The organism is Xanthomonas sp. NCPPB 1826, from assembly GCF_056725285.1.
In genome coordinates this window covers 2,089,490-2,114,539 of record NZ_CM161521.1, presented here as the reverse complement: position 1 = coordinate 2,114,539, position 25,050 = coordinate 2,089,490, and the positions used below count along the sequence as shown (strand labels likewise).

Below are 25,050 nucleotides of genomic sequence, written 5' to 3'. Positions count from 1 at the left end.
GGATGATTGCGGCAAGCGCTGATCGGGTGATGCGGCGCTATAACGCATCAAGGCCGGGAATCGCTTCCCGGCCTTGATGAATGCTGCTGCAGCTGACCGATGCGTTGGGTTACAGCTGCTCGGCCGGCCCGGCAATCGGCGGCAACGGACGCGGGCTACCCTTGTCGTTGTTGTTGCCACCGTCCTTGTCGGACTTGCCCCAGCCTGCCGGCGGCGGCGGCTCGCGGCCTTCCATGATGGCGTCGATCTGCGGCACGTCGATGGTCTCGTACTGCAGCAGCAGCTGCGACATCGCATGCAGCTTGTCCAGGTTCTCGGTGAGGATCGCCTTGGTCTTGCTGTAGGCCTTGTCCAGGATCGAGCGCACCACTTCGTCGATCATGCGCGCGGTCTCGTCGGAGACGTTCTTGTGCTGGGTGACCGAACGACCCAGGAACACCTCGTCTTCCTCCTCGCCGTAGGCCACCGGGCCGAGCTCGTCGGACAAGCCCCACTTGGTGACCATGTTGCGCGCCATCTTGGTCGCACGCTCAATGTCATTGGACGCACCGGTGGTGACCTTGTCGCCGCCGAAGATCAGCTCTTCGGCAACGCGGCCGCCGTACAGCGAGCACAGCTGCGACTCGATCGCCACTCGATTCATCGAGTAACGGTCGCCTTCCGGCAGATACATCGTCACGCCCAGGGCGCGACCACGCGGGATGATCGTGACCTTGTAGACCGGGTCATGCTCGGGCACCAGACGACCGACGATGGCGTGACCTGCCTCGTGATAGGCAGTGAGCGTCTTCTCGTCCTCGCTCATGGCCATCGAGCGGCGCTCGGCACCCATCAGGATCTTGTCGCGGGCACGATCGAAGTGGTCCATGCGGACTTCCTTCTCGCTGCCACGCGCGGCAAACAACGCCGCCTCGTTACAAAGGTTGGCCAGATCGGCACCGGAGAAGCCCGGCGTACCGCGTGCGATGACCATCGGCACCACGTCGTCGGCCAGCGGCAGCTTGCGCATGTGCACGCGCAGGATCTGCTCGCGGCCCTTGACGTCCGGCAGGCCGACCACAACCTGGCGGTCGAAACGGCCCGGACGCAGCAGCGCCGGATCCAGCACGTCGGGACGGTTGGTCGCGGCGATGACGATCACGCCTTCGCCGCCTTCGAAACCGTCCATCTCGACCAGCAACTGGTTCAGGGTCTGCTCGCGCTCGTCATGCCCGCCGCCCAGACCGGCGCCGCGATGACGGCCCACCGCATCGATTTCGTCGATGAAGATAATGCACGGCGCATGCTTCTTGGCCTGCTCGAACATGTCACGCACGCGGCTGGCACCCACGCCGACGAACATTTCCACGAAGTCCGAGCCGGAAATGCTGAAGAACGGCACCTTGGCTTCGCCAGCGATCGCCTTGGCGAGCAGCGTCTTACCGGTACCCGGCGGGCCCACCATCAGCACGCCGCGCGGGATCTTGCCGCCCAGCTTGGTGAACTTGGTCGGGTCACGCAGGAAGTCGACCAGCTCGCCGACTTCTTCCTTGGCCTCGTCGCAGCCGGCAACGTCGGCAAAGGTGATCTTGACCTGGTCCTCGCCCTGCAGCTTGGCGCGCGACTTGCCGAAGCTCATTGCACCCTTGGCACCGCCGCCACCGCCCTGCATCTGGCGCATGATGAACAGCCAGAAGCCGATGATCAGGATGACCGGCAGGAAGTTGAGCACCAACGACCAGAAACCAGGCCCGGTGGAGGGCTTCTGGCGGGTCATTTCGATGTTCTTGCTATACAGCACGTCGACCAGCTTGTCGTCGCGCGGACCGTAAACAGTGGCTTCGCTGCCGTCGGTGCGCTTGAAGCGGATCGCGTTGACCGCCAGGTTGGTTTCGTCGGTGTAGTCCACCGATTTCACACGGCCTGAGTCCACTTCCTTCAGGAACTGGGTGTAGGTGATCGAGTCGGGGCCGACACCGCCCGCCATCCGCGGCGAGAAGCTCTGGAAGACGACCATCAGCACAACCGCGACGACCACCCACAGCAGCAGATTCTTGGTCAAGTCGTTCATCCTCATTGGCTCCGGTGCCCTCTACTCTTCGATTCTTGAAACACGGTGGTCATTGGCAGCTTACTTGATCTGGGCACGCTTGCCCTGACCGAGCGCATAAACTTCCGGGGAGCGCTTGCGCGAAGCCGCCGGCTTGCGAATCGTCACCTTGTCATAGCGGCGGCGAAGCTCACGAATGTAGTCGTCGGACCCGACACCCTGGAACAGCTTGATCAGGAACGCCCCGCCCGGTTTCAGGTGGGTGTCGGCAAATTCCATCGCCAGTTCCGCCAGGTGCATCATCCGCGGTTGGTCGACCGCATCCATGCCACTCTTATTGGGGGCCATATCGGACAGCACAAGGTCCACCGGCACATCGCCCAGCATCGCCTCGAATTCCGATAGGACGGTTTGCTCCCTGAAGTCGCCGTGAAGGAACTCCACGCCGGCCAGCGGCGGCATCTCCAGGATATCCAGCGCCACCACCCGGCCACTGTCGCCCATGGACTTGCGCACCTGCTGCGACCAGCCGCCCGGCGCCGCGCCCAGGTCGACCACCACCATGCCCGGCTTGAGCAGGCGGTCGCGCTGGAGCAGTTCTTCCAGCTTGTAGGCCGCGCGCGAGCGCATGCCTTCGGCCTGCGCCTTCTTGACGAACGGATCGGCGAAGTGTTCCTTGAGCCAGCGCTGGCTGCTTTTACTACGGGAAGGCATCGGCAAAGGGGTCTGAACGGGTCGCCATGATACCCTGAACACCCTTTGCTTCCCTTTGATCCTGCATGTCCATTGTTCTCACCTCCGCCCAGAACCGTTTCCTGCGCGGTCAGGCCCACGATCTCAAGGCACTGCTGCAAACCGGCGGCAAAGGGGTCACGCCGGCATTTCTGGCCGAACTCGAGGAAGTGCTCGAGCGCCACGAACTGATCAAGGTGAAGGTGACATCGGAGGATCGCGAGGCCCGTGACGCCATGATCGCCGAACTGAGTGAGAAGACCGGCAGCGCGCTGGTGCAGCGGATCGGCCATGTCGCCATCCTGTACCGCCCCAGCAAGGAAAAGCGTCAGATCGTGCTGCCGCGCGGCTGACCCGACGAGTTCGATATGCCTCTAAGTCAGGAACACCCCGACTACACCTATGCGCTGCGCGCGGCCGATGGCCGCCACGCCAAGGTGAACGACCAGATTCTGCAGCGCAGTTTCATCCTGATGCCCGACGAGCTGGTGGAAGGCTGGCCGGTCTCCGGCCTGGAACAACTCCAGGTCGCGCATATGGACGCGGTGCTGGCGCTCGCCCCGGCGGTGATCCTGCTCGGCACCGGCGAGCGGCAGCAGTTCCCGAAGACGGACGTGCTGGCAGCCTGCCTGACCCGCGGCATCGGCCTGGAAGCGATGACCAATGCGGCCGCGGCACGCACCTACAACGTGCTGGCCAGCGAAGGCCGCCGGGTGGCATTGGCGATGATTCTGGAAGGCAGGGATTAGGGATTAGGGATTAGGGATTGGGGTTTCGCAACAGCGGGCTGGAGCAGATGCGGGCTGGAGCAGATGTTGCTCTCATGCCAGCAGCAGTAGCGACACCTCAAGCGAGCTCAGGCCGGTAGAACGCACCTTCCACGCAGCACCATCGGCCCAGCGCCGCTGCAGTTACGAATCCCAAATCCCGAATCCCGAATCACTTCCTCGGCAGATACAGCAACGGATCCACCGGCTTGCCGTTGTAGCGGATCTCGAAGTGCAGCATGTCGCGGGCCGCGCCGCTGCGGCCCATCTCGGCGATCTGCTGGCCGGCCTTGACACTCTGGCCTTCGTTGAGCAGGCGCTTGCGGTTGTGTCCGTAGGCGGACAGCCACTGGTCGTTGTGCTTGATGATGATCAGCTCGCCGTAGCCGACCAGGCCGGCGCCGGAGTACACCACCACACCGTCGGCCGCGGCACGCACCGCCTGCCCGCTGGCGCCGGCGATGTCCACGCCCTGCTTGGTGGTCTCGCCGCTGACGAAGGTGCCGACCACCACGCCGTCGGCCGGCCAGCGCCACGGAAATCCGCTGCTGACCGGTGCTGCGATCGGGGCACTCGGGCGCGGCGGAACCACCATGCCGGCGCTGGAGCTGCTGCCGCCCGGCCTGCTGGCTCCGGGCGGATAGAGCTTGAGGGTCTGGCCGGGATAGATGGTGTTGGGTGAGGACAGGCCATTCCAGGCCGCCAGATCCGGCGCGGTGATGTTGGTGCGGCGCGAGATGGCGTACAGCGTGTCGCCGCGCTGCACGGTGACGGTCGCACCCGGGCGCGGCACCGACGGACGCGGCGTCGCGGACGGACGCGCGGACGCCGAACCACCGCCGGCTCCGGGCGAGCGCACCACCGTGGCGCTGCTGCAGGCGCCTAGCCCGACGGCGACTGCGAGCAGGACTGCTGTCTTACGTACCGAATTCATCTGCAACTTGCTCATCCGTTGGTTGTCTTCCACACCAGCCAGCCTGCTCCCACCGCCAGAACGGCCATGGCCACCCAGCCCAGCGGCTCGATCCAGCGATGCAACGCGGCCTCGGCACGCGCCCCACCCAGCCGGATCGCGCCGGCCACCAGATACACGCGCTTGCCGCGCCCCACCAGCATGCTGGCAATGAAGGGCAGGATCGGCACGCCGACCACGCCCGAGGCCCAGGTAAAGATCTTCAACGGGATCGGGGTGAAGCCCACCAGCACCAGCGCCCAGAAGGCCTTCCACGGCGAATCGGCGACCAGCGTGCGCAGCGTCTCGATCTGCGCCTGGATCTTCGCGCTCCAGCCCAGCCATTCGATCAGCGGCTGCAATGCGGCGAAGGCGAAATGGCCGAGCAGGTAACCTACTAGCGCACCGCAGACCGAGCCGATCAGGCTCAAGGTGGCGAACCACAACGCACGCCTGGGTTCGGCCAGTGACATCGGCGCCAGCATCACCTCCGGCGGCACCGGGAAGATGAAACCCTCCACGAAACTGAGGCCGGTCAGCAGCGCCGGAGCGCGGCGATTGCGCGACCAACGAATGGCCACGTCGTACAACGGCCCGAAGATCTTCATCGAGAAACTCTCATGGATTCAATCCAGCATGCCCGACAACAGCGGGACGAACGTGACCGGCGCCAGAACCTGCTGCTCGATCGCGCCGTCGGCAGCGCGCGTGAGTTGCACCAGTGACTGCGACGAGGCACCACCGACCGGGGCGACCAGCCGCCCGCCGACCGCCAGCTGATCGACCAGCGCATCGACCAGCGCCGGAGCGGCGGCGGTGACCACGATGGCATCGTAGGGGCCATGTTCGGGCCAGCCGATGCGGCCGTCGTCGTGCTTGCTGCGCACGTTCATGCCCAGATGGCGGAAGCGCTTGCGCGCCTGCCGCAGCAGGTCGCCGATGCGCTCGACGGTGTACACCTCCAGCCCCAGCGCGGCGAGGATCGCGCCCTGGTAGCCTGAGCCGGTGCCCACTTCGAGCACCCTGGTCGGGCCGACCTGCAGCACCGCCTCGGTCATGCGCGCGACCACCCAGGGCTGCGAGATGGTCTGGCCGTGGCCGATCGGCAAGGCGGTGTCTTCGTAGGCACGCGAGGCCAGCGCTTCGTCGATGAACAGATGGCGCGGCACGGTGCGCACCGCGTTGAGCGTCGCTTCGTCCTGAATGCCGGCCTCGCGCAGGCGCTCGACCAGCCGGTCGCGCACGCGTTGCGAGGTCATGCCGATCCCGACCGATTCCGGTTGCAGCCGCAGCCTCGGCGTCATGCCGGCGTATCCAGCGCGGCGGTCAGGCCGCCCACCCAGCCGGCCACCGTCTCCAGCGCCTGATAACGGGTCAGGTCGACATGGATCGGGGTGATCGAGATATGCCCGGTGCGCACGGCATGGAAGTCGGTGCCGGCGCCAGCGTCCTGCTCCGGCCCGGCCGGGCCGATCCAGTACACGGTGCGGCCGCGCGGGTCGCGCTGCGGCACGCAGGGCTCGGACCGGTGGCGGTTGCCCAGCCGGGTGACCTCGAAACCGAGCACCTCCGACCAGGCCAGGTCCGGCACGTTGACGTTGAGGATGGTATCGGCGGGCAACGGGTCGGACTTCAGCCGCGCCACGATCTCCACCGCGGCGCGCGCGGCGGTTTCGTAGTGATGCGCTTCGTGGTTGTGCGTCACCAGCGAGACCGCCACCGCCGGCAGACCGAGGAAACGGCCTTCCATCGCGGCGGACACGGTGCCCGAATAAATCACGTCGTCGCCCAGATTGGCCGAATTGTTGATGCCGGAGACCACGATGTCCGGGTCGTAATCGAGCATGCCGGTCAGCGCCAGATGCACGCAGTCGGTGGGCGTGCCGGCAACCGCGCAGGTCTGCGCGTCGATGCGGCGGGTGCGGATCGGCACATCCAGCGTCAGCGAATTGCTGGCGCCGGAGCGGTCGCGGTCGGGCGCGACCACCATCACTTCATGACCGGCATGGCGCAGCGCCTCGGCCAAAATCTGGATGCCGGGGGCGTCGACACCGTCGTCGTTGCTAACCAGTACGCGCATGGGACTCCTCGGAAAACCGGGTCATGATACCGGATGCGTCCGCGCCCTTCGCGCTTGATCTTCGCTTGCGCCTGAGGTTGGGCAGGTTAGGCTGTGAGCATGTCGCATCCTGAAGACGAAGACGACGGCGCGCTGTTCCGCGCAGCGATCGGCGCGGTCAAGCCGATTCGTGAAGTCGCCCCACCGGCCAATGCCAAGCCGCGCCCCAAGCCGCGCGCGCGCATGGCCGAGCGCGACGATGCGGAAGCGCACACCGAATTCGCGCGTCTGCTGCGCGACAGTGCGCCGCTGGAGGCCGGCGATACCGCCAGCTACCGGCGCGAGAATCTTCCCACCCGATTGTTTCAGCGGCTCAAGCGCGGTCAATTCTCGATCCAGGACGAACTGGACCTGCATGGCGCCACCGCCGCGCAGGCCGAATCGCTGCTTCGGCAGTTCCTGCTGGAAGCGCATGCGCACGACCATGGCTGCGTGCGCATCATCCACGGCAAGGGGCTGCAGTCGGACAATGGCGCGCCGGTGTTGAAAAACCTGATGGATCGCCTGCTGCGTCAGCGCAACGATGTGCTGGCGTTTCATTCCGCGCCGGCCACGCAAGGTGGCACCGGGGCATTGCTGGTGTTGCTGGCACGACGTTAGCGCCGATTGGGTGACGGGTCGCTGGTGCAAGCATGCGCTTGCGCAAAGGACGCGTTGATGGGCAGGCCTGTCGCGGCCAGGTCCGCTCCTACGGCGGTGACGTGTTTGCCGGGCGGCCAACGACAACCGAGCAGGCCTAGGCGTCGGAACGCAGGCCAGCGTTGAGACGGCCGACGTCGCTGACCTCGCCGAGTTCCCACAGCACTGCGGTGGCGTAGCAGCCCGGCGGCAGTGCGAATTCGATCTGCAGGCTGTCCGCATCCAGCCAGCGATACTCCAGCTGTTGCGGACGCAAGCGCAGTGCGCGGCGCTCCTGCTTCAAGCCCGCGGCCTCCAGGCCTTGTCGCAGCACCTCCGATTGCGGATCGGACAACGCGCCCTGCTCCACTGCCGCAGCCTGCCCGGTCGGACGCAGCTCGCCGGCGCCCCACAACGGCCCGCTGGGATGGATATCGAAGCGCGCCAGGCGCTCTGCCAGTACATCGGTGAACGGTTCGGGGCCGAACACGCTGCGCGAGCCATCCAGCATCCACGCCTCGCCATCCAGCGCGGCGTCCCAGCTACCCTGCTCCACGCGTGCGGTGAGCACCCGATTGAACAACGCCGAGCGCGCCGCCGACAGCAGCATCGAGCGTTGATCGTTGCGCAGCCGCCGCCGGGATGCCGGCGCCGCCGACAAGGTGCCGTCGGCATTGGACACATAACCGAACATCGCCAGCGCGGAGGCCACATTGCCGCCATCGCGGCCGAAACGCTGCTCGCCAAACCAGTTCGGGATACCGCGCGCGGCGATTGCCTGCAGGCGCTGTTCGATCGCCGCGTGCTCGCCCTGCACCTGTCGCAACGTCAACACGAAACGATTGCCCAGCAGTGCGCCGCGTTGCAGCTTGCGGTTGTGCCAGGTACTGGCGATGACCTGCATCTCATCGTCGTCGAGCGCGGCGAGCTCCGGCGCGATGCGCTTGGGCAGATGCACACTGAAGCGCTGCGTGGTCACCGCATGGCGGTCCTTCAGCCCGGCGTAGCTGACGCCCATTTCGGCGATCCCGGCCCACTGCGCGAGTTTCTTCGCGATATAGGCGGTGTTCTGCCCACGCTTGCGGATGGTGAGCAACAGGTGCTCGCCCTCGCCGGTGGGCTCGAAGGCCGGCAGCTCATCGACCTGAAAATCTTCGGGCGTGCTGCGCATTGCCGCGCCGAGGACCGCAGCGCCATGCGCACGCGGCAGAACAGAGGTGTCGCTCATGCTGTGATTTACCTTCGCGCCGACAGGTCGTGCGCTATGTGCCGAATGCCTCGGCGCGGTGGTGTCGCGGTGCGACGCCAAGACGAGCCCGGCGCAGGTAACCGCGATCTAGAGCGGCTGGAAAAACCTGGCCGGGGTGGCCGGATGCGTGTGGATGGCACGCTCGGGACCACAGGGTATGCGTATTCATCGCCATGCCCGGCACCGTCCATGCCACCGACGGTGCGCGCAGGCGTTTGTCAGTCGCGGTCAGCCGGCGATCTTGCCGAGCAACACCGCAGCTTGGGCGGCGATGCCCTCGCTGCGGCCGGTGAAGCCCAGTTTTTCGCTGGTGGTGGCCTTGACGCTGACCGCATCGAGTTCGATCGCCAGCAGGCCGGCGATGCGTTCGCGCATCGCCAGCGCATGCGGGCCGATCTTGGGACGCTCGCAGATCACGGTGACATCGGCATTGCCGACGCGCCAGCCACGCTCGCGCAGCAAGTGATCGCAATGCTGCAGGAACTGCGCGCTGTCGGCGTCCTTCCAGCGCGCGTCGGACGGCGGAAAGTGCTGACCGATATCGCCCAGCGCCACCGCGCCCAGCATCGCATCGCACAGCGCGTGCAACACCACGTCGCCATCGCTGTGCGCGAGCACGCCATGGCTGTGCGCGACGCGCACGCCGCCCAGCATCACGTGGTCGCCCGCACCGAACGCGTGCACGTCGTAGCCCTGACCGATTCGAAAATTGAAAGACATGGTAATCCGTGGTGATTAGGGAGCGTCGGCGTCGTGGTGCGCGCCAGCGGACAGCGCATCGGTGTGGCCAACGACCGCCCCGGCGCGCGGATCGGCTGCAGGCGACAAGGCATCCACCGCCACGCCGCGGCGCGCCAGTTCGAATTCGAAGCGCGCCAGATCCGTCGGCGTGGTCACCTTGAAGTTGTCTTCGGCACCTTCCACCAGCAACGGGCGCAATCCCAGCCGCTCCATCGCCATCGCCTCGTCGGTCACGTCCACCCCGGCCGCCGACGCTTCGGTGAGGCCGCGGATCAGTTGATGGCGACGGAACAGCTGCGGGGTCAGCGCGCGCCACAGCCGCTCGCGTGGCTCGGTGGCATCGATGCCGCCATCGTCGCCGGCTCGCTTGAGCGTGTCGCGCACCGGCGCAGCCAGGATCGCGCCGACCGGATCGCCGCGGCCGATTTCCAGCAGACGCTCCAGATCGGCCAAGGCGAGATTGGGCCGCGCGGCATCGTGCACCAGCACAAAGTCATCGGCCCGCACGCTCTCCGGCAGGGCCAGCAATCCGGCCAGCACCGATGCTGCACGTGTCCCGCCGCCGACGCAGGTCAGCACCGGCTTGTCCTGCACCGAAGTCCAGCCTGGCCAATCCGCATCGTCGGGCGCGATGGCCACCACGATGCCGGCCACCACCGGATGCGCGGCAAGCGCCGCCAGCGTATAGGCCATCAGCGGTTGCCCGGCAGCGGACAGATATTGTTTGGGGGTCTGCCCACCAAAACGCGTGCCGCGCCCGGCGGCCGGCACAATCGCCCAGATCGAACCGGTCATGGTTGTTCCGCCGGAGCGTCAGGCTCGACGGGCGCAGCGGACGGCGCGGCCACCGCGGGCGGTAGCGGCGGTGCATCCTCGACCACGCGATAGAACGTCTCGCCCGGTTTGATCATGCCCAGCTCGCTGCGCGCGCGTTCCTCGATTGCCGCCTCGCCGTCCTTCAAATCCTTCACCTCTGCTGCCAACGCCTGGTTGCGTTGGCGCAGACCTTCGTTGTCCTGTGTCTGATGCGCGACCTGGGCTTCCAGCATCATCACTTCGCCGGAATTCCCAGGCCCGAACCAGAAGCGGTACTGCAGCCAAGCCATCAGCACCGCCAGCACCAGCAGTAGCCAGCGCCAGTTGCGCACGGCTTAGCGCTTGAGCGAAACGAACGCGTCGCGGCCGGCGTAACGCGCGCCGGAGCCCAGCGCCTGCTCGATGCGCAGCAACTGGTTGTACTTGGCGACGCGGTCGCTGCGGCACAGCGAGCCGGTCTTGATCTGCGTGGCGGTAGTAGCCACGGCGATGTCGGCGATGGTGGTGTCTTCGGTTTCGCCCGAGCGGTGCGAGACGATCGAGGCGTAATTGGCCGCATGCGCCATCGCAATGGCTTCCAGCGTCTCGGTCAGCGTGCCGATCTGGTTGACCTTGATCAGGATCGCGTTGGCGGTGCCCGAATCGATGCCCTGCTTGAAGATCTTCGGGTTGGTGACGAACAGATCGTCGCCGACCAGCTGCACCTTCTTGCCGACGCGGTCGGTGAGCAGCTTCCAGCCGGCCCAGTCGTCCTCGGCCAGGCCGTCTTCGATGCTGATGATCGGGTACTGCGCGACCCAGTCGGCCAGGAAGTCGACGAACTGCTCGCTGGTCAGGCGCTTGTTCTCGCCAACCAGGTTGTACTTGCCGTTGTCGTAGAACTCGCTGGAAGCCACGTCCAGGCCCAGCAGCACGTCTTCGCCGGCGGTGTAGCCGGCCTTGCCGATCGCCTCGAGGATGGTGTCCAGCGCTTCGACATTGCTGCGGAAGTCCGGCGCAAAGCCGCCTTCGTCGCCCACCGCCGTGCTCAGGCCGTGGCCCTTGAGCACCGACTTGAGCGCGTGGAAGATTTCGGTACCGGCACGCAGCGCTTCGGAGAACGAGCTGCAGCCGACCGGCAGCACCATGAACTCCTGGAAGTCGACGTTGTTGTCGGCATGCGCGCCGCCGTTGATGATGTTCATCATCGGCACCGGCAGTGCCACGTCGGACTCGGTGATGGTGGACAGGTACTGCCACAGCGGCTGCTTGCGCGAGGCGGCCACCGCATGCGCGGCGGCCAGAGAAACACCCAGCAGCGCGTTCGCGCCCAGGCGGCCCTTGTTCTCGGTGCCGTCCAGGTCGATCAGGCGGCGGTCCAGACCCTGCTGGTCGGCCGCGTCAAAGCCCTTGAGCGTCTCGGCGATGGTGCCGTTGACGTTCTGCACCGCATGCAGCACGCCCTTGCCCAGGTAGCGGGTCTTGTCGCCATCGCGCAGTTCCACCGCTTCCTTGGTGCCGGTCGAGGCGCCCGAGGGCACGGCGGCGCGGCCGAACGAGCCGTCGTCCAGCGTGACTTCGGCCTCCAGCGTGGGATTGCCGCGGGAGTCAAGGATTTCGCGGGCGAGGATCTTGGCGATAGTGGTCATAGGTCGATCGGTTACCAGTAAGGGGGAAGTACACCGGAAACAAGCTGCGGGATTATCGCCGCACACCGGCACATTGCCAAATCGCGTGAAGCTGCCGCACGCAACAGGCCGGCAAGCATGCTGCTAGGCCATCAAGCCCAGCAGCGGTAAACCAGACAGCAGCAGCAAGACCGACAGCAACACCAACGCAAAGATCGCTGCGCCGGATTGGCGAGCCAGCCGCAACGCCAGCGGGCCGGCGATCAGGCAACTTGTGATCGCGACCGCGGCCAGCAGCAGCGTGACCAGCATTGGCACCCGCGTGGCCTGCATGGCATGGTCGCCGTCACCCGGCATGCCGATGCTGGCAGCGACCAGAAACACCATCGCGGCCATGCACGCCCACGCGGCGATCGATGCGACCAGCGCGATCCAGCCCCAGGGCCAGTGGCGCCACTGCCGACGCTGGCGCTGCGACGCGGCCAGCGCCCAGGCATCGGAACTCATGCGAAGCGCGCGAACCCGTGCTTCTTGGTGACGGCATCCAGCTCCATCAGGGTCTCGAGCAGCTCTTCCATGCGGTCCAGCGGCCAGGCGTTGGGGCCGTCCGACAAGGCCTTGGACGGGTCCGGATGGGTTTCGGCAAACAGGCCGGAAATGCCCACCGCCACCGCCGCGCGCGCCAGCACCGGCACGAACTCGCGCTGGCCGCCGGAACTGCTGCCCTGCCCGCCCGGCAACTGCACCGAATGGGTGGCATCGAACACCACCGGGCAGCCGGTGTCGCGCATCACGCTCAGCGAGCGCATGTCGCTGACAAGATTGTTGTAGCCGAACGAGGCGCCACGCTCGCAGACCATGATCTGCTCGTTGCCGGTCGACTTGGCCTTGTCGACCACCGGCTTCATATCCCACGGCGCAAGGAACTGGCCCTTCTTGATGTTGACCGGCTTGCCGGCGGCGCAGACGTTCTTGATGAAATCGGTCTGGCGCACCAGGAAGGCCGGGGTCTGCAGCACGTCGACGACGGCGGCGACCTCGTTCATCGGGGTGTATTCGTGCACGTCGGTCAGCACCGGCACGCCGATCTGCTGTTTTACCGCAGCCAGCACCTTCAGGCCCTCTTCCAGGCCCGGGCCGCGGAAGCTGGTGCCGGAGGTGCGGTTGGCCTTGTCGAAGCTCGACTTGAAGATGAAGTTGATCCCCAGCTTGCCGGTGATCTCTTTCAGCTTGCCGGCCACGTCGAGCTGCAGCTGCATCGACTCGATCACGCAGGGGCCGGCGATCAGGAACAACGGCTGATCCAGGCCAACGTCAAAGTCACACAGTTTCATCAGGTCACCTATTGATTAAAGCCCCTCTCCCGTCGGGAGAGGGGTTGGTGTGCGGGTACGGTTGCGAAGCGCTGCTGAAGTGCGATGGTTTGCCCTGGCTGACGCGTGGCGACGCGTTCGTCATGGCTGCCAACTCCCGGTGCGTTGCGGCGCCGCTCATCCGGCGCTGCGCGCCAGCTTCTCCCGACGGGAGAAGGAGCGGCTCAGGCACGCGCTTCCTTCAACAACTTCCCGCCCGCCTTCTTCTCGCGCGCAGCGCGCACGAAGCCGATGAACAGCGGATGCCCGTCGCGCGGGGTGGACAGAAATTCCGGATGCGCCTGGCAGGCCAGGAACCACGGGTGCGCATCGCGCGGCAGCTCCACCATCTCCACCAGCGTGTCGTCCATCGACTTGCCGGAGATCACCAGGCCGGCGTCTTCCAGCTGGGTGCGGTAGCGGTTGTTGAACTCGTAGCGGTGGCGATGACGCTCGGCGACCACGTCCTTGCCGTACACCTCGCGCGCCAGCGTGCCCGGCTTGAGCCGCTGCTCCTGCAGACCCAGCCGCATGGTGCCGCCCAGGTCGGACTTCTCGTCGCGCTTTTCCACTTCGCCGGTGGCGGTGCGCCATTCGGTGATCAGACCGATCACCGGGTGTGGCGACTGGCGATCGTTCTCGGTGCTGTTGGCTGCGTCCAGATCGGCCACGTGGCGGGCATAGTCCACCACCGCCGCCTGCATGCCGTAGCAGATGCCGAAGTACGGCACCTTGTGCTCGCGCGCATACTTGGAGGTGAGCACCTTGCCTTCGAAACCACGGTCGCCGAAGCCGCCCGGCACCAGGATGCCGTCGATATCCTGCAGCGCAGCCATGTCGCTGCCCTCCAGATCCTGCGCTTCCAGCCACTTCAGGTTGACCTTGGTGCGCTGGCGCAGACCGCCGTGACGCAGCGCTTCGGCCACCGACTTGTAGGCGTCCTGGTGATCGACGTACTTGCCGACCACCGCAATGGTGACCTCGTCCAGCGGGTGCTTGACCGCATCCACCACCGCAGCCCATTCAGACAGGTCGGGCGCAGCCACCTTGTCGCGCAGCTTGAACTGATCGATGACCAGTTCGTCCAGGCCCTGGCGACGCAGCTCCAGCGGCATGCCGTACAGCACATCGATATCGGGGCAGCTGATCACTGCGCGCTCGGAGACGTTGGTGAACAACGCGATCTTGCGGCGCTCCGAATCCGGCACCGCCTGCTCGGAACGGCATAGCAGCACGTCCGGCTGGATGCCGATCGAGCGCAGCTCCTTGACCGAATGCTGGGTCGGCTTGGTCTTCAACTCACCGGCGGCGGCGATGTACGGCACCAGGGTGAGATGCATGAACATGGCCTTTTCGGCGCCACGCTCGGTGCGCACCTGGCGGATCGCTTCCAGGAACGGCAGCGACTCGATATCGCCGACGGTGCCGCCGATCTCGATCAGCGCCACGTCGAACCCGGCGGTGGCCTCGTCGATGCAACGGCGGATCTCGTCGGTGATGTGCGGGATCACCTGCACGGTGGCGCCCAGGTAATCGCCGCGACGCTCCTTGCGGATCACGTTCTCGTAGATCCGGCCGGTGGTGACCGAGTTCTTGCGCGACAGCCGCGTGCGCACGTAGCGCTCGTAGTGACCCAGATCCAGGTCGGTCTCGGCGCCGTCGTCGGTGACGTAGACCTCGCCATGCTGGAACGGGCTCATCGTGCCCGGGTCCACATTGATGTACGGGTCCAGCTTCATCATCGTGACCTTCAGGCCACGCGCTTCCAGAATGGAGGCAAGCGAAGCGGCGGCAATGCCCTTGCCTAGCGAGGACACTACGCCGCCGGTAACAAAAATCAGGGGGGTCATGGGGCTTGAAGCCTCCCGGAAAGCCATAGTTTAGCGGGTGACGGGCGAATGCCCAAGGGTTGCGTGACGATCATGTCGTCACAGCGGCGAAAAACGCGCTGCGCCTGGCGCGCAAATGCAGACGCCCCGACCAAGGCCGGGGCGTCCGTGTGGCGTTGTGCCGTCGCGCGATGGAATCAGCGCGCCGGCTTTTCTTCTTCCTCTTCCTCGCGCGTGGCGGCGTCGGCTTTGGGCTTGTGTGCCGCGGAGGCGGCGCGGCGCTCGGCCTTGCGCTCGGCTTCGGTCTTGGCCTTGGCGTCGTCGGCCTTCTGCGCGCTGGCGCCGGCGCCCTGCCCGGTCTGCTGGGGAGCGGCCTGGGCCATGGCAGGAAGCGCGGCCACTGCGGCAGCACCGAGGGTGAGCATCAGGATGTGCTTGAACTTCATGGTGTCCTCCGGGTTCGGTGACATCCTCAGGTGGGGACGTTTGGTTCCGAATCCAACGCCAGGGTATCCAGCCGCACCCCGCCCTGCACTGAACGCCTGTCGCGTGCAAAAAATCGGCCCAGCCCCCACACTTGCCCGTCGTTTCACGTGCCAACGAGATGCATGAACACCCGTTATAACGCCGCCGATATTGAAGTGCTGTCGGGCCTGGACCCGGTCAAACGCCGCCCTGGCATGTATACCGACACTGCGCGCCCGAACCATCTGGCGCAGGAAGTGATCGACAACTCGGTCGACGAGGCGCTGGCCGGTCACGCCAGGCAGGTCGAAGTGACCCTGTACAAGGACGGCAGCTGCGAGGTGTCCGACGACGGCCGCGGCATGCCGGTGGACATGCACCCGGAAGAAAAGATTCCCGGTGTCGAGCTGATCCTGACCCGGCTGCATGCCGGCGGCAAGTTCAGCAACCGCAACTACACCTTCTCCGGCGGCCTGCATGGCGTGGGCGTGAGCGTGGTCAATGCGCTGTCGACCAAGGTCGAGCTGTTCATCAAGCGCGAAGGCAGCGAGCACCGCATGGAGTTCCGCGACGGCCACGCTGCCTCCAAGCTGGAAGTGGTCGGCACCGTTGGCAAGAAGAACACCGGCACGCGGCTGCGCTTCTGGGCCGATCCGAAGTATTTCGACACGCCCAAGTTCAACGTGCGCGCGCTGCGTCATCTGCTGCGCGCCAAGGCGGTGCTGTGCCCGGGCCTGACCGTGAAGCTGCATGACGAGGCCACCGGCGAGCAGGACAGCTGGTACTTCGAGAACGGCCTGCGCGACTACCTCAAGGGCGAGATGGCCGAGCACGAGATGCTGCCGGCCGACCTGTTTGCAGGCAGCCTGAAGAAGGACACCGAGATCGTCGACTGGGCCGCGGCCTGGGTACCGGAAGGCGAACTGGTGCAGGAAAGCTACGTCAACCTGATCCCGACCGCGCAGCACGGCACCCACGTCAACGGCCTGCGTTCGGGACTGACAGATGCGCTGCGCGAGTTCTGCGACTTCCGCAACCTGCTGCCGCGCGGGGTCAAGCTGGCGCCGGAAGACGTGTGGGACCGGGTCACCTTCGTGCTCAGCCTGAAGATGACCGACCCGCAGTTCTCCGGGCAGACCAAGGAGCGGCTGTCCTCGCGCCAGGCCGCCGGCTTCATCGAAGGCGCCGCGCACGATGCCTTCAGCCTGTATCTGAATCAGAACGTGGAGATCGGCGAGAAGATCGCGCAGATCGCCATCGACCGCGCCAGCGCGCGCCTGAAGACCGAAAAGCAGATTGTCCGCAAGAAGGTCACCCAGGGCCCGGCCCTGCCCGGCAAGCTGGCCGACTGCATCAGCCAGGATCTGTCGCGTACCGAATTGTTCCTGGTCGAGGGCGACTCGGCCGGCGGCTCGGCCAAGCAGGCCCGCGACAAGGACTTCCAGGCGATCCTGCCGCTACGCGGCAAGATCCTCAACACCTGGGAAGTGGCATCGGGCAGCGTGCTGGCCTCCGAGGAAGTGCACAACCTGGCGATCGCGATCGGCTGCGATCCGGGCAAGGACGACATCACCGGGCTGCGTTACGGCAAGGTGGTGATCCTGGCCGATGCGGACTCCGACGGCCTGCATATCGCCACCTTGCTGACCGCGCTGTTCCTGCAGCATTTCCCTGCGCTGGTCGCGGCCGGCCACGTGTTCGTGGCGATGCCGCCGCTGTTCCGCGTGGACGTGGGCAAGCAGGTGTTCTACGCGCTGGACGAAGAGGAAAAGACCACGCTGCTGGACAAGATCGCGCGCGAGAAGCTCAAGGGCCAGGTCAGCGTCACCCGCTTCAAGGGCCTGGGCGAGATGAATCCGCAGCAGCTGCGCGAATCGACCATCCACCCGGATACGCGTCGCCTGGTGCAGCTGACCATCGACGATGGCGAACAGACCCGCTCGCTGATGGACATGCTGCTGGCGAAGAAGCGCGCCGGCGATCGCAAGCAGTGGCTGGAGACCAAGGGCGATCTGGCGTCGCTGGAGGTTTGAATTCGCTGAAAATCCGAGAACACCAAGCAGCGGAAGCTTCGCCCCCCCCCATCGGGGCGAGAAGGCACTGCGTGCGCAGGTATCTTCGAGCGCCCGCGCTGCCAGCCCGGGCCGGGGATGCGAAGCGGAAGTTGGGGTGAGGGTGAAGCCGATGATTCACTCTGGTGGCGCGTGGCGACGCGATTGCCATCGCTGGCAGTGATATCCCTCTGAGGCGCCCCTCATCCGCCCCTGCGGGGCAGCTTCTCCCGAGGGGAGAAGGAGGTGTTACCGGTTTTCTTTTCAGTCGACGCGGATTTCAGCGGACTGCGCAGACCCCACCCTTTGGCTCAGACGGCTGCCTGCAGCGGCACATGCTGCTCCAAGCCAGGCAGGCCACGTCGGTCAGCGCGACACACATGCCTTTGTGCACATCCATCGGACGCCATCGGCGGCCTAGCATCGTCGCTCCCCTGCCGAACCCCTGATGCTCATGCCCTCCCTTCTCCGTGCCAGCCTGCTGGCCTGCGTCCTGCTCAGCGGAACCGCGCTGGCCGACACGCCCGACAACAACGCTGCAAAAACCGACGCAAAGTCCGATGCCGCCGTCGCCAAGCCCGCGCCACTGCCGGCCGATGCCAGCGTGCGGCAAAGCACCCGCGTGGGCGGGCGCACGCTGAGTTACACCGCAACCGTCGGCACCCTGCCGGTGCGCGATGCGCAGGGCAAGACCACCGGCGAGGTGGTGTTCACCGCCTACACCGTCGATGGCAAGGACCGCCCGGTGACCTTCGCGCTGAATGGCGGGCCCGGTGCGTCGTCGGTGTATCTGAACATGGGCGCGATCGGACCCAAGGTGGTGGGTTTCGGCGCCGAAGGCGACAGCGCTTCCGCGCCGGCGGCGCTGCGCGATAACCCCGGCACCTGGCTGGACTTCACCGACCTGGTGTTCATCGACCCGGTCGGCACCGGCTTCAGCCGCACCCTGATCGGCGACGACGAGGCCAAGAAGCAGTTCTACAACCCGCAGGCCGACGTGGAATATCTCTCGCGTGTGGTCTACGACTGGCTGCTGAAGAACCGCCGCCTGCAGGCACGCAAGTACCTGGTCGGCGAAAGTTATGGCGGCTTCCGCGGCCCGCGCATCACCCAGTACCTGCAGACCCGGCTGGGCGTGGCGATGAACGGCGTGGTGCTGGTGTCGCCGTATCTCAATCCCACCCTGGACGACAACAGCGATGTGTCGCCGCTGGCCTGGATGATGACGCTGCCCTCGATCGCCGCCGCACACCTGGAGCGCCAGGGCCAGCTCAGCGACACGGCGATGCGCCAGGTGATCGATTACACCCGCGGCGACTACGCGGTGGCGCTGATGAAGGGCCGCACCGACCCGCAGGCGACCGAGGCGATGCTGCAGCAGGTCACCCGCATGACCGGGCTGGACGCAACCTATGTGCGCCGCTCCGGCGGGCGCCTGGAAACCCAGGCCTACCTGCGCGAGGTGTTCCGCGACAAGGGCGAGCTGGGCAGCCGCTACGACTCCAACGTGACCGCGTTCGACCCCTTCCCCAACGATCCCGAGCAGCGTGCCAACGACCCGCTGCTGGACAGCATCATCGCGCCGACCACCACCGCGATGGTGGACTTCGTCACCCGCGTGGTTGGCTGGAAGGTCGATGCGCGTTATCAGGCGCTCAATTACGACGTCAACAAGCTATGGGACTGGAACGACGAACTGCGCAAGGGCGCGGTCACCCAGCTGCGCCAGTCGGTGGCGATCGACCCCAAGCTGCGTGTGTTGATCGCGCATGGCTGGAACGATCTCTCCTGCCCGTTCATGGGCTCGGTGCTGACAGTGGACCAGATGCCGACGATGGGCAGCGACCCCAAGCGCGTGCAGGTACGCGAATATCCCGGCGGCCACATGTTCTACAACCGCGCCGACAGCCAGGCCGCGTTCCGCAACGACGTCAAGACGATGTACGAAACCCGCTGAGCACCACCATCGCCGGCCGCACACGCGGCGGGCGATGCATCACGCCAGCCGCAACTAAATGCGCAACCAGCCGCGCTGCCACCAAGCAGCGCAATCCCCTTCCCGACCGCCGCGCACACTCCTTACCACCCGTTAATCCGGAGCGGCAAGCGCCGTCGGACGCTAATCAGCCGCACATATCAGGCAGCGCACCAGCTGCTACGAATCCCGAATCCCGAATCCCGAATCACCATTCCCCATTCCCGATTCACCATTCCCGATTCACAACGCCCCAGCCCGAACAGCCTCCACATTCCACCCCAGCCACTCGTAAACCCGATAGCGCGCAATGCCCAGGTACTCGTGCAAGGCGACATCGGCCACGGTGAAGTTGTAGCTCTGCGGCAACCACGCCCAGGACGCGATCAACCAGTCCGAGCGAACCGGCGTGGCTTCGATGCCGAAGTGGCGGAAGTACAGCTCGGCACGCCGCAGATGCGTGGCCGAGGACACCAACACGACCCGATCGGGGCGGTACTGGCGCAGCAAGGGCTGGCTGAACTGCGCGTTCTGCCAGGTGTTCATGCTGGACGGCTCCATGATCAGGTCGGCCTGGGCGATGCCCAGCCCGATCAGCACCTTTCGATACACCACCGCCTCGGACAGCCCCAGCCCGCGCGCGTCGCCGCCGCTGATCTCGATCTTGCAGTCGCCGCCATGCGCACGGCACTGCCGGTACAGCCGCGCCGACTCGACGATGCGGCCATAGGCAAACATGTTGGCCTCGGCGGTGGCGTCGGGGCCATCCGGCCGCACCGTGCCCGCGCCCAGCAGCACGATCATGTTGCGTGCACGCCAGTCGTTGAAATCGTTGACGCCGGTCTGCTGCAGCCCGTGCAGCATCCAGCTCGCCAACGGGCCGCAGCCCACCAGCAGCAGCAACGCCAATGTGGCCGCTGCCAGCGCACGCGCAGTGCGCAGCCAGCGCCGGCGGCCGATCAGCCAGGACAGCAAGAACAGCACGCACACCAGCGCAAGCATCATCGGCGCGTTTCCTCAGGCAGGACGCGTTGGCACATCAGAGTCGAACGGCATGACCTACAACAGCACATGCCGCGGTGGGCGCGCATGCTCGCCCACCGAGGTGACCACAGCGCGACATCGCTCAGGTCCAGCCGAACCATTCGAAGCAGCGCAGGATCAGATACGCCACTCCGCCGGCGGCCGGGATGGTCAGGATCCAGGCCCAGACGATGCGCTCGATCACACCTAGCCGCAGCGAGCGCGGGTTCTTGGCAAAGCCCACGCCCATGATCGCGGTGGAAATGCTGTGCGTGGTCGACACCGGCATGCCGAAGTGCGCGGCCACGGTCAGCACGGTGGCCGAGCTGGTTTCTGCGGCAAAGCCGTGGATGGGATGCAGCTTGACCATCTTGTGGCCGAGCGTCTTGATGATCTTCCAGCCGCCCGAGGCGGTGCCGGCGGCCATCACCACCGCACAGGTCAGCACGATCCAAATCGGAATGCCGGCGCCCGCGGCCAGGCCGGTGCCCGGATGCAGGAACGACAGCCAGCTCGGCAGATCGTCCAGCGCACCGGCCGACTGCGCGCCGATCAGGGTCATGGCGATGATGCCCATGGTCTTCTGCGCGTCGTTATGGCCGTGGGCATAGCCCATGTAGGCGGCCGAGGCGATCTGCGCCTTGCCGAAGAACGCATTGACCCAGCGCGGACGCGCCAGCCGCCCGATCGGCCCGCCCAGCCGGGCCATGCCGGCGATGATTGCCCACAGCAGCAGCATCACCACGATGCCAAGCAGGAAGCCGGCGATCGGCGAGGTGATCATCGGCACGAACACCTTCCACAACAGGCCCTTGTTCTTGGCCCAGTTACCGATGTTTTCCGACCAGATCAAGGCGTTCCAGTTGTTGTGCGCGGCCGCCAGGCCGGCGCCGCACAGCCCGCCGATCAGGGCGTGCGAGGACGACGACGGCAGGCCCTTCCACCAGGTGATCAGGTTCCAGATGATGCCGCCCAGCAGCGCGCACAGGATCACTTGCGGGGTGACTTCGACCACGTCGGTATTGAGCAAACCGGAGGCGATCGTCAATGCCACCGCAGTGCCGGTGAGCGCGCCGATCAGGTTCATGCCGGCGGCCAGCATCACCGCCCAGCCCGGCGACAGCACCTTGGTGGCGACCACGGTGGCGATGGAGTTGGCGGTGTCGTGGAAGCCGTTGATGAACTCGAACACCAACGCCGCCAGGATCACCACCAGAACTAGGGTAAGCACGCGGCGACCTCAGCTGTTCTTCAATACGATCTGGTACACCACCACCCCTGCCTCACGGCACCGGTCGATGGCCTTTTCCAGAATCTCGAAGAATTCCTTGAGCAGGAACATCTGCAGCGTGTCCAGGCGGCCGGAATAGATGTCGCGGTACAGCTCAAGCATCAGCCGGTCGGCCTCGTTTTCCAGCATGCGCAGCTTGTCGTTGAGCGCGGTCATGCGATCGATGTTCATCTGCGGCAGGTCGGCCACCATCTCCACCACCACCGCGGCGGCCTGTTCCAGCATCGCCGCGCGCGGGGCGAAGTCGATGTGCTCCAGATGCTTGGTGGCCAGCGAGTAGCGGTCGGCGAACTTCTCGACCTGCTTGGGAATCTTGTACAGCGCCGAGCCCAGCGCTTCGATGTCCTCGCGCTCGATCGGGGTCATGAAGCTGTCCACCAGCGCCTGGCCGATCTTGTCCGAGGCGGCGCGTTCGCGCAGGCGCGCCAGCTTGAAGGCGTCCAGCGCGGGTTGGCGGTCGGACGTGCGCATCATGGCGTGCAAGGCCTTGGTGCTGTCGTAGGCGGCCTGCGCCGCTTCGTTCAGAAGCGCATAGAACTGCTTGCCGGAGCCGAAGATGGTCTGCAACGAGAACATGGGTGGAAAACTTCCTGCCGTCGAGGGAGAGACGGACGCCAAGCGCGAATTATGACCGTTCCATGACCTGTCTGGGTATCTCGGCGGCGCGGGCGGCCTTCACATCGGCATTTCCCGGCTCGAACCACCCTGTGGTTTGCTAACATGCTCCCGCGCCCTCGGGTGCACCCTATGGAAGACGACCCTATATTCCCCCGTTGCCGCCCCGCCCCTGTGCGCGCCGGCCAACCCAGTGCTCGCCCGCCCTCCCCTTCACTGACCGGGGAAGACGCCCGTGGTTGAGTTTCTGATCGTCATCGCGCTGATCCTGTTGAACGGCTTCTTCGCGATGTCGGAAATGTCCCTGATGACCTCGCGCAAGAGCCGGCTGAAGCAGATGGCCGGCTCCAGCAAGCGCGCCGCCCGCGCCCTGGCGCTGGCCGAAAGCCCGGAAAACTTCCTGTCCACGGTGCAGATCGGCATCACCCTGATCGGCATCCTCACCGGCGTGTTCGGTGGCGAGGCGATCGGCGAGGCCATCAGCAGCTGGCTGCAGGGGCTGTTCCCGGCGCTGTCGGCCTCGTTCGAGCTAGTCGGCAAGCCGCGCCCGTATTCGGTGGTGATCGGCAGCACGCTGGCGGTGGCGCTGATCACCTTCCTGACGCTGATCTTCGGCGAGCTGGTGCCCAAGCGGCTGGCGCTGCGCAACTCCGAAGACATCGCCGGGGTGGTCGCGGTGCCGATGGCGTGGCTGGCAAAGATCGCCGCGCCCGGCGTGTGGGTGCTGGCGCGCTCGACCCGGCTGGTGCTGCGCATGCTCGGCATGGGCAAGGACGAATCGGCATCGGTGACCGAAGAGGAGATCCGCATGCTGGTGGCCGAAAGCCACGAGGCCGGCGTGATCGATGCACACGAGCGCGACATGATGAACCGCGTGATGCGGCTGGGCGACCGCACCGCCGACAGCCTGATGACGCCGCGCAACCGCATCGCCTGGCTGGATGCCAATGCCGAGCCGGAGCGCAATCTGCTGGTGATGCGCGAACACGAATTCTCGCGTTACCCGGTCTACCGCGGCAGCGACCAGGACATCGCCGGCGTGCTGGAGGTCAAGTCGCTGGTCACGCGCATGGACGGACACGGCGCGCAGCTGTTCCAGGCGCTGCGCGACACCTTGTTCGTGTCCGAATCCACGCATGCGATGAAGCTGCTGGAGATCTTCCGCGAAGAACAGCAGTCGATGGCGCTGGTGGTGGACGAATACGGCGAAATCCGCGGGCTGGTGACCATTAGCGACCTGATGGGCGCGGTGGTGGGCCGCCTGCAGGCGGTAGAAAACACCGACGAGGACGCGCTGGTGGTCACGCGCGCCGACGGCTCGCTGCTGATCGACGGCTCGTTGCCGGTAGAGGAACTGCGCGAAGTGCTGGGTGCCGAACTGCCGGAGGCCGACGAAGGCGACTACCACACCCTCGCCGGCCTGTGCATCTACTATTTCGGGCGCATTCCGCAGGCGGGCGAATTCTTCGATTGGGCCGGCTGGCGCATCGAGATCGTCGACCTGGATGGCGCACGCGTGGACAAGCTGCTGCTGAGCCGCGTCAGCGACGAGGGCAGCGATGACATCGTCGGATAACCGCGTACCGCCCTCGGATGGAGCGGACGGCGCGCAGATGCGCTATCGCAACGAAGGCATCCGCAGCCTGCTGGCGGCCTTCAGCGAGGGCGATCCGGAGCATGTGCTGCGGGTGCGCGAGATCCTGGCCGATCTGCAGCAGAGCGCATTCGGGGTGTTCCTGTTCCTGGCGATCCTGCCGTCGTTCATTCCGATTCCCGGCGTGGCCGGCGGCATCAGTGGCCCGCTGACGGTGTTGATCGGGCTGCAGATGATGTGCTGCCTGCGCAAGCCATGGGTGCCGCGTTTCATCGGCGATCGCGGGCCGCGCCGCAGCACCAGCCAGCGTTTCGTTGCGCGGCTTGCGCCGACGCTGCAGCGCCTGGACCGGCTGCTCAAGCCACGCCTGCACGGCATGCTGGACCGGATGCCGGCGCAGATGTTCACCGGCGTGCTGCTGGTGCTGGTCGGCATCCTGTTGACGCTGCCGATTCCCTTCACCAACTACATCTTCGGGCTGATCCTGCTGCTGTTTGCGCTGGCTCTGCTAGAGCGCGACGGCGCATTGCTGCTGGTGGGCTGGGCCGCTGCGCTGATCTCGGTGGCGGTGTTCGGCGTCACCTCGGACCAGTTGCTGGACCTGATCCGCGGTTGGTGGCCGGCCGCCTGGCGCTGAGCGCGCGACGGCCGGCGCACCTGGAGCGCAGTTACTTCAGATCGACCACGCGGTTGTCCGACAGGCTGCCGGTATCGTCGGTCACGGCCGTCATCACGAAGTACAGCGCCTTGCCGAGCAGCCCGCTCGGGCCATCCCAGTACTCGGCCGACTCGGCGCGCACATGGATCAGGCGCAGGTTCGGGTCGTCCTTGCCACCTGGGAAGAACACCTTCATCGCCGGCGACCACAGCTGCTCGATCTTGGCGCGGTCATCGACCACGCGTGCGGTACCGGCGACCGATACGTAGCTGTTCTTCGAGGCCGAGGCATAGGCCACGTTGACGCGCGGATCGGCGGCGATTTCGGCCACCTTGGGGCTGTCGGCGGCGGTGGCGAACCACAGGTCGCCATCGAATTCGACTTCCTGCGTTCCCAACGGCCGGCTCACCAACTTGCCGTCGGCCGACACGGTCGTGAACATCGCGATGTCCACGCCGCGGATCAATTCCGCCAACTGCTTGATGCTCTCGCTGCGTTCCTGAAATTGCATGCTGGTGTTCCCAATGGAGGTGCATGCATCTGAGCGGATCGCCGCGCAAAGCGACG

Annotated in this window: 26 protein-coding genes; 7 read left to right on the top strand and 19 right to left on the bottom strand. The window is 66.0% G+C overall.

The window, feature by feature from the left end; genetic code table 11:
- Positions 1 to 109: 109 nt before the first annotated feature.
- Both ftsH and rlmE read right to left on the bottom strand, forming a co-directional pair.
- Positions 110 to 2,050 carry an ATP-dependent zinc metalloprotease FtsH gene (gene ftsH, locus AC1PLA_RS09245; protein WP_016904004.1) on the bottom strand — a complete coding sequence of 647 codons (1,941 nt, stop codon included), beginning with the start codon at positions 2,048 to 2,050 and terminating at the stop codon, positions 110 to 112.
- A 60-nt stretch (positions 2,051 to 2,110) separates the two neighbouring features.
- Positions 2,111 to 2,743 carry a 23S rRNA (uridine(2552)-2'-O)-methyltransferase RlmE gene (gene rlmE, locus AC1PLA_RS09240; protein ID WP_016904005.1) on the bottom strand — a complete coding sequence of 211 codons (633 nt, stop codon included), beginning with the start codon at positions 2,741 to 2,743 and terminating at the stop codon, positions 2,111 to 2,113.
- A 65-nt stretch (positions 2,744 to 2,808) separates the two neighbouring features.
- Here rlmE and yhbY point away from each other — a divergent pair, with 65 nt between their 5' ends.
- Together yhbY and AC1PLA_RS09230 are read left to right on the top strand one after the other, a co-directional pair.
- Positions 2,809 to 3,114, top strand: coding sequence for a ribosome assembly RNA-binding protein YhbY (yhbY, locus tag AC1PLA_RS09235; protein WP_481106044.1), 306 nt, complete (start codon positions 2,809 to 2,811; stop codon positions 3,112 to 3,114).
- A 15-nt stretch (positions 3,115 to 3,129) separates the two neighbouring features.
- A complete protein-coding gene (locus tag AC1PLA_RS09230) occupies positions 3,130 to 3,510 on the top strand; it encodes an Mth938-like domain-containing protein (protein ID WP_016904007.1) in 381 nt (126 codons plus the stop codon).
- A gap of 190 nt (positions 3,511 to 3,700) precedes the next feature.
- Here the strand turns inward: AC1PLA_RS09230 and AC1PLA_RS09225 are convergent, their stop codons facing one another.
- Genes AC1PLA_RS09225 through surE form a run of 4 tightly spaced genes read right to left on the bottom strand, consistent with a single transcriptional unit; the run spans position 3,701 to position 6,560 of the window.
- Positions 3,701 to 4,477 (bottom strand): peptidoglycan DD-metalloendopeptidase family protein, encoded by a 777-nt coding sequence (locus AC1PLA_RS09225; RefSeq protein WP_481106043.1) that lies wholly within the window; start codon positions 4,475 to 4,477, stop codon positions 3,701 to 3,703.
- Positions 4,474 to 5,088, bottom strand: a complete 615-nt coding sequence (locus tag AC1PLA_RS09220; protein WP_016904009.1) for a YqaA family protein — start codon at positions 5,086 to 5,088, stop codon at positions 4,474 to 4,476. The genes AC1PLA_RS09225 and AC1PLA_RS09220 overlap by 4 nt, the downstream gene beginning before the upstream one ends.
- 18 nt (positions 5,089 to 5,106) lie before the next feature.
- Complete coding sequence (locus AC1PLA_RS09215) at positions 5,107 to 5,784, bottom strand: protein-L-isoaspartate(D-aspartate) O-methyltransferase (RefSeq protein WP_047125524.1); 678 nt, start codon at positions 5,782 to 5,784, stop codon at positions 5,107 to 5,109.
- Positions 5,781 to 6,560 carry a 5'/3'-nucleotidase SurE gene (gene surE / locus AC1PLA_RS09210; protein WP_024939572.1) on the bottom strand — a complete coding sequence of 260 codons (780 nt, stop codon included), beginning with the start codon at positions 6,558 to 6,560 and terminating at the stop codon, positions 5,781 to 5,783. Before surE ends, AC1PLA_RS09215 begins: the two co-directional genes overlap by 4 nt.
- Before the next feature lie 99 nt (positions 6,561 to 6,659).
- Here surE and AC1PLA_RS09205 point away from each other — a divergent pair, with 99 nt between their 5' ends.
- Positions 6,660 to 7,199 (top strand): Smr/MutS family protein, encoded by a 540-nt coding sequence (locus AC1PLA_RS09205; RefSeq protein ID WP_039527819.1) that lies wholly within the window; start codon positions 6,660 to 6,662, stop codon positions 7,197 to 7,199.
- Positions 7,200 to 7,335: 136 nt separating this feature from the next.
- Here AC1PLA_RS09205 and truD read toward each other — a convergent pair whose 3' ends face one another.
- The 9 genes from truD to AC1PLA_RS09160 form a co-directional block, all read right to left on the bottom strand.
- The gene (truD, locus tag AC1PLA_RS09200; RefSeq protein ID WP_166764290.1) at positions 7,336 to 8,445 is read right to left on the bottom strand and encodes a tRNA pseudouridine(13) synthase TruD; all 1,110 of its coding nucleotides are present in this window, start codon (positions 8,443 to 8,445) and stop codon (positions 7,336 to 7,338) included.
- Positions 8,446 to 8,694: 249 nt separating this feature from the next.
- A complete protein-coding gene (gene ispF / locus AC1PLA_RS09195) occupies positions 8,695 to 9,186 on the bottom strand; it encodes a 2-C-methyl-D-erythritol 2,4-cyclodiphosphate synthase (protein WP_481106042.1) in 492 nt (163 codons plus the stop codon).
- Between the two features lie 15 nt (positions 9,187 to 9,201).
- Positions 9,202 to 10,002 carry a 2-C-methyl-D-erythritol 4-phosphate cytidylyltransferase gene (ispD, locus tag AC1PLA_RS09190; RefSeq protein WP_481106041.1) on the bottom strand — a complete coding sequence of 267 codons (801 nt, stop codon included), beginning with the start codon at positions 10,000 to 10,002 and terminating at the stop codon, positions 9,202 to 9,204.
- The gene (gene ftsB, locus AC1PLA_RS09185; protein ID WP_481106040.1) at positions 9,999 to 10,355 is read right to left on the bottom strand and encodes a cell division protein FtsB; all 357 of its coding nucleotides are present in this window, start codon (positions 10,353 to 10,355) and stop codon (positions 9,999 to 10,001) included. Before ftsB ends, ispD begins: the two co-directional genes overlap by 4 nt.
- 3 nt (positions 10,356 to 10,358) lie before the next feature.
- On the bottom strand, positions 10,359 to 11,651 hold the full coding sequence (gene eno, locus AC1PLA_RS09180) for a phosphopyruvate hydratase (RefSeq protein WP_016904017.1): 1,293 nt from the start codon (positions 11,649 to 11,651) through the stop codon (positions 10,359 to 10,361).
- Between the two features lie 123 nt (positions 11,652 to 11,774).
- A complete protein-coding gene (locus tag AC1PLA_RS09175) occupies positions 11,775 to 12,017 on the bottom strand; it encodes a hypothetical protein (RefSeq protein ID WP_024939566.1) in 243 nt (80 codons plus the stop codon).
- A 116-nt stretch (positions 12,018 to 12,133) separates the two neighbouring features.
- A complete protein-coding gene (gene kdsA, locus AC1PLA_RS09170) occupies positions 12,134 to 12,964 on the bottom strand; it encodes a 3-deoxy-8-phosphooctulonate synthase (RefSeq protein WP_006453321.1) in 831 nt (276 codons plus the stop codon).
- 203 nt (positions 12,965 to 13,167) lie between these two features.
- Entirely contained in the window at positions 13,168 to 14,832 is a 1,665-nt protein-coding gene (locus AC1PLA_RS09165) for a CTP synthase (RefSeq protein ID WP_024939564.1), read from the bottom strand.
- A gap of 176 nt (positions 14,833 to 15,008) precedes the next feature.
- Entirely contained in the window at positions 15,009 to 15,257 is a 249-nt protein-coding gene (locus tag AC1PLA_RS09160; RefSeq protein WP_481106039.1) for a hypothetical protein, read from the bottom strand.
- Positions 15,258 to 15,419: 162 nt separating this feature from the next.
- On the opposite strand from AC1PLA_RS09160, the gene parE reads away from it, so the two are divergent.
- Both parE and AC1PLA_RS09150 read left to right on the top strand, forming a co-directional pair.
- Positions 15,420 to 17,309 (top strand): DNA topoisomerase IV subunit B, encoded by a 1,890-nt coding sequence (gene parE, locus AC1PLA_RS09155; RefSeq protein ID WP_016902062.1) that lies wholly within the window; start codon positions 15,420 to 15,422, stop codon positions 17,307 to 17,309.
- 472 nt (positions 17,310 to 17,781) lie between these two features.
- Positions 17,782 to 19,284 carry a S10 family peptidase gene (locus AC1PLA_RS09150; RefSeq protein ID WP_481106038.1) on the top strand — a complete coding sequence of 501 codons (1,503 nt, stop codon included), beginning with the start codon at positions 17,782 to 17,784 and terminating at the stop codon, positions 19,282 to 19,284.
- A gap of 261 nt (positions 19,285 to 19,545) precedes the next feature.
- Here AC1PLA_RS09150 and AC1PLA_RS09145 read toward each other — a convergent pair whose 3' ends face one another.
- From AC1PLA_RS09145 to AC1PLA_RS09135, 3 genes are all read right to left on the bottom strand, one after another.
- Entirely contained in the window at positions 19,546 to 20,307 is a 762-nt protein-coding gene (locus tag AC1PLA_RS09145; RefSeq protein WP_481106037.1) for a YdcF family protein, read from the bottom strand.
- A gap of 121 nt (positions 20,308 to 20,428) precedes the next feature.
- Positions 20,429 to 21,556: an inorganic phosphate transporter gene (locus AC1PLA_RS09140; RefSeq protein WP_481106036.1), complete on the bottom strand. Its 1,128-nt coding sequence runs from the start codon at positions 21,554 to 21,556 to the stop codon at positions 20,429 to 20,431.
- 9 nt (positions 21,557 to 21,565) lie between these two features.
- Entirely contained in the window at positions 21,566 to 22,192 is a 627-nt protein-coding gene (locus AC1PLA_RS09135) for a DUF47 domain-containing protein (RefSeq protein ID WP_016902066.1), read from the bottom strand.
- 274 nt (positions 22,193 to 22,466) lie between these two features.
- On the opposite strand from AC1PLA_RS09135, the gene AC1PLA_RS09130 reads away from it, so the two are divergent.
- Positions 22,467 to 23,807 (top strand): hemolysin family protein, encoded by a 1,341-nt coding sequence (locus AC1PLA_RS09130; protein ID WP_016902067.1) that lies wholly within the window; start codon positions 22,467 to 22,469, stop codon positions 23,805 to 23,807.
- The gene (locus AC1PLA_RS09125; RefSeq protein ID WP_172454141.1) at positions 23,791 to 24,462 is read left to right on the top strand and encodes an exopolysaccharide biosynthesis protein; all 672 of its coding nucleotides are present in this window, start codon (positions 23,791 to 23,793) and stop codon (positions 24,460 to 24,462) included. Before AC1PLA_RS09130 ends, AC1PLA_RS09125 begins: the two co-directional genes overlap by 17 nt.
- Positions 24,463 to 24,493: 31 nt before the next feature.
- On the opposite strand, the gene AC1PLA_RS09120 is transcribed toward AC1PLA_RS09125, so the two are convergent.
- Complete coding sequence (locus AC1PLA_RS09120; protein WP_016902069.1) at positions 24,494 to 24,994, bottom strand: pyridoxamine 5'-phosphate oxidase family protein; 501 nt, start codon at positions 24,992 to 24,994, stop codon at positions 24,494 to 24,496.
- Positions 24,995 to 25,050 lie beyond the last annotated feature (56 nt).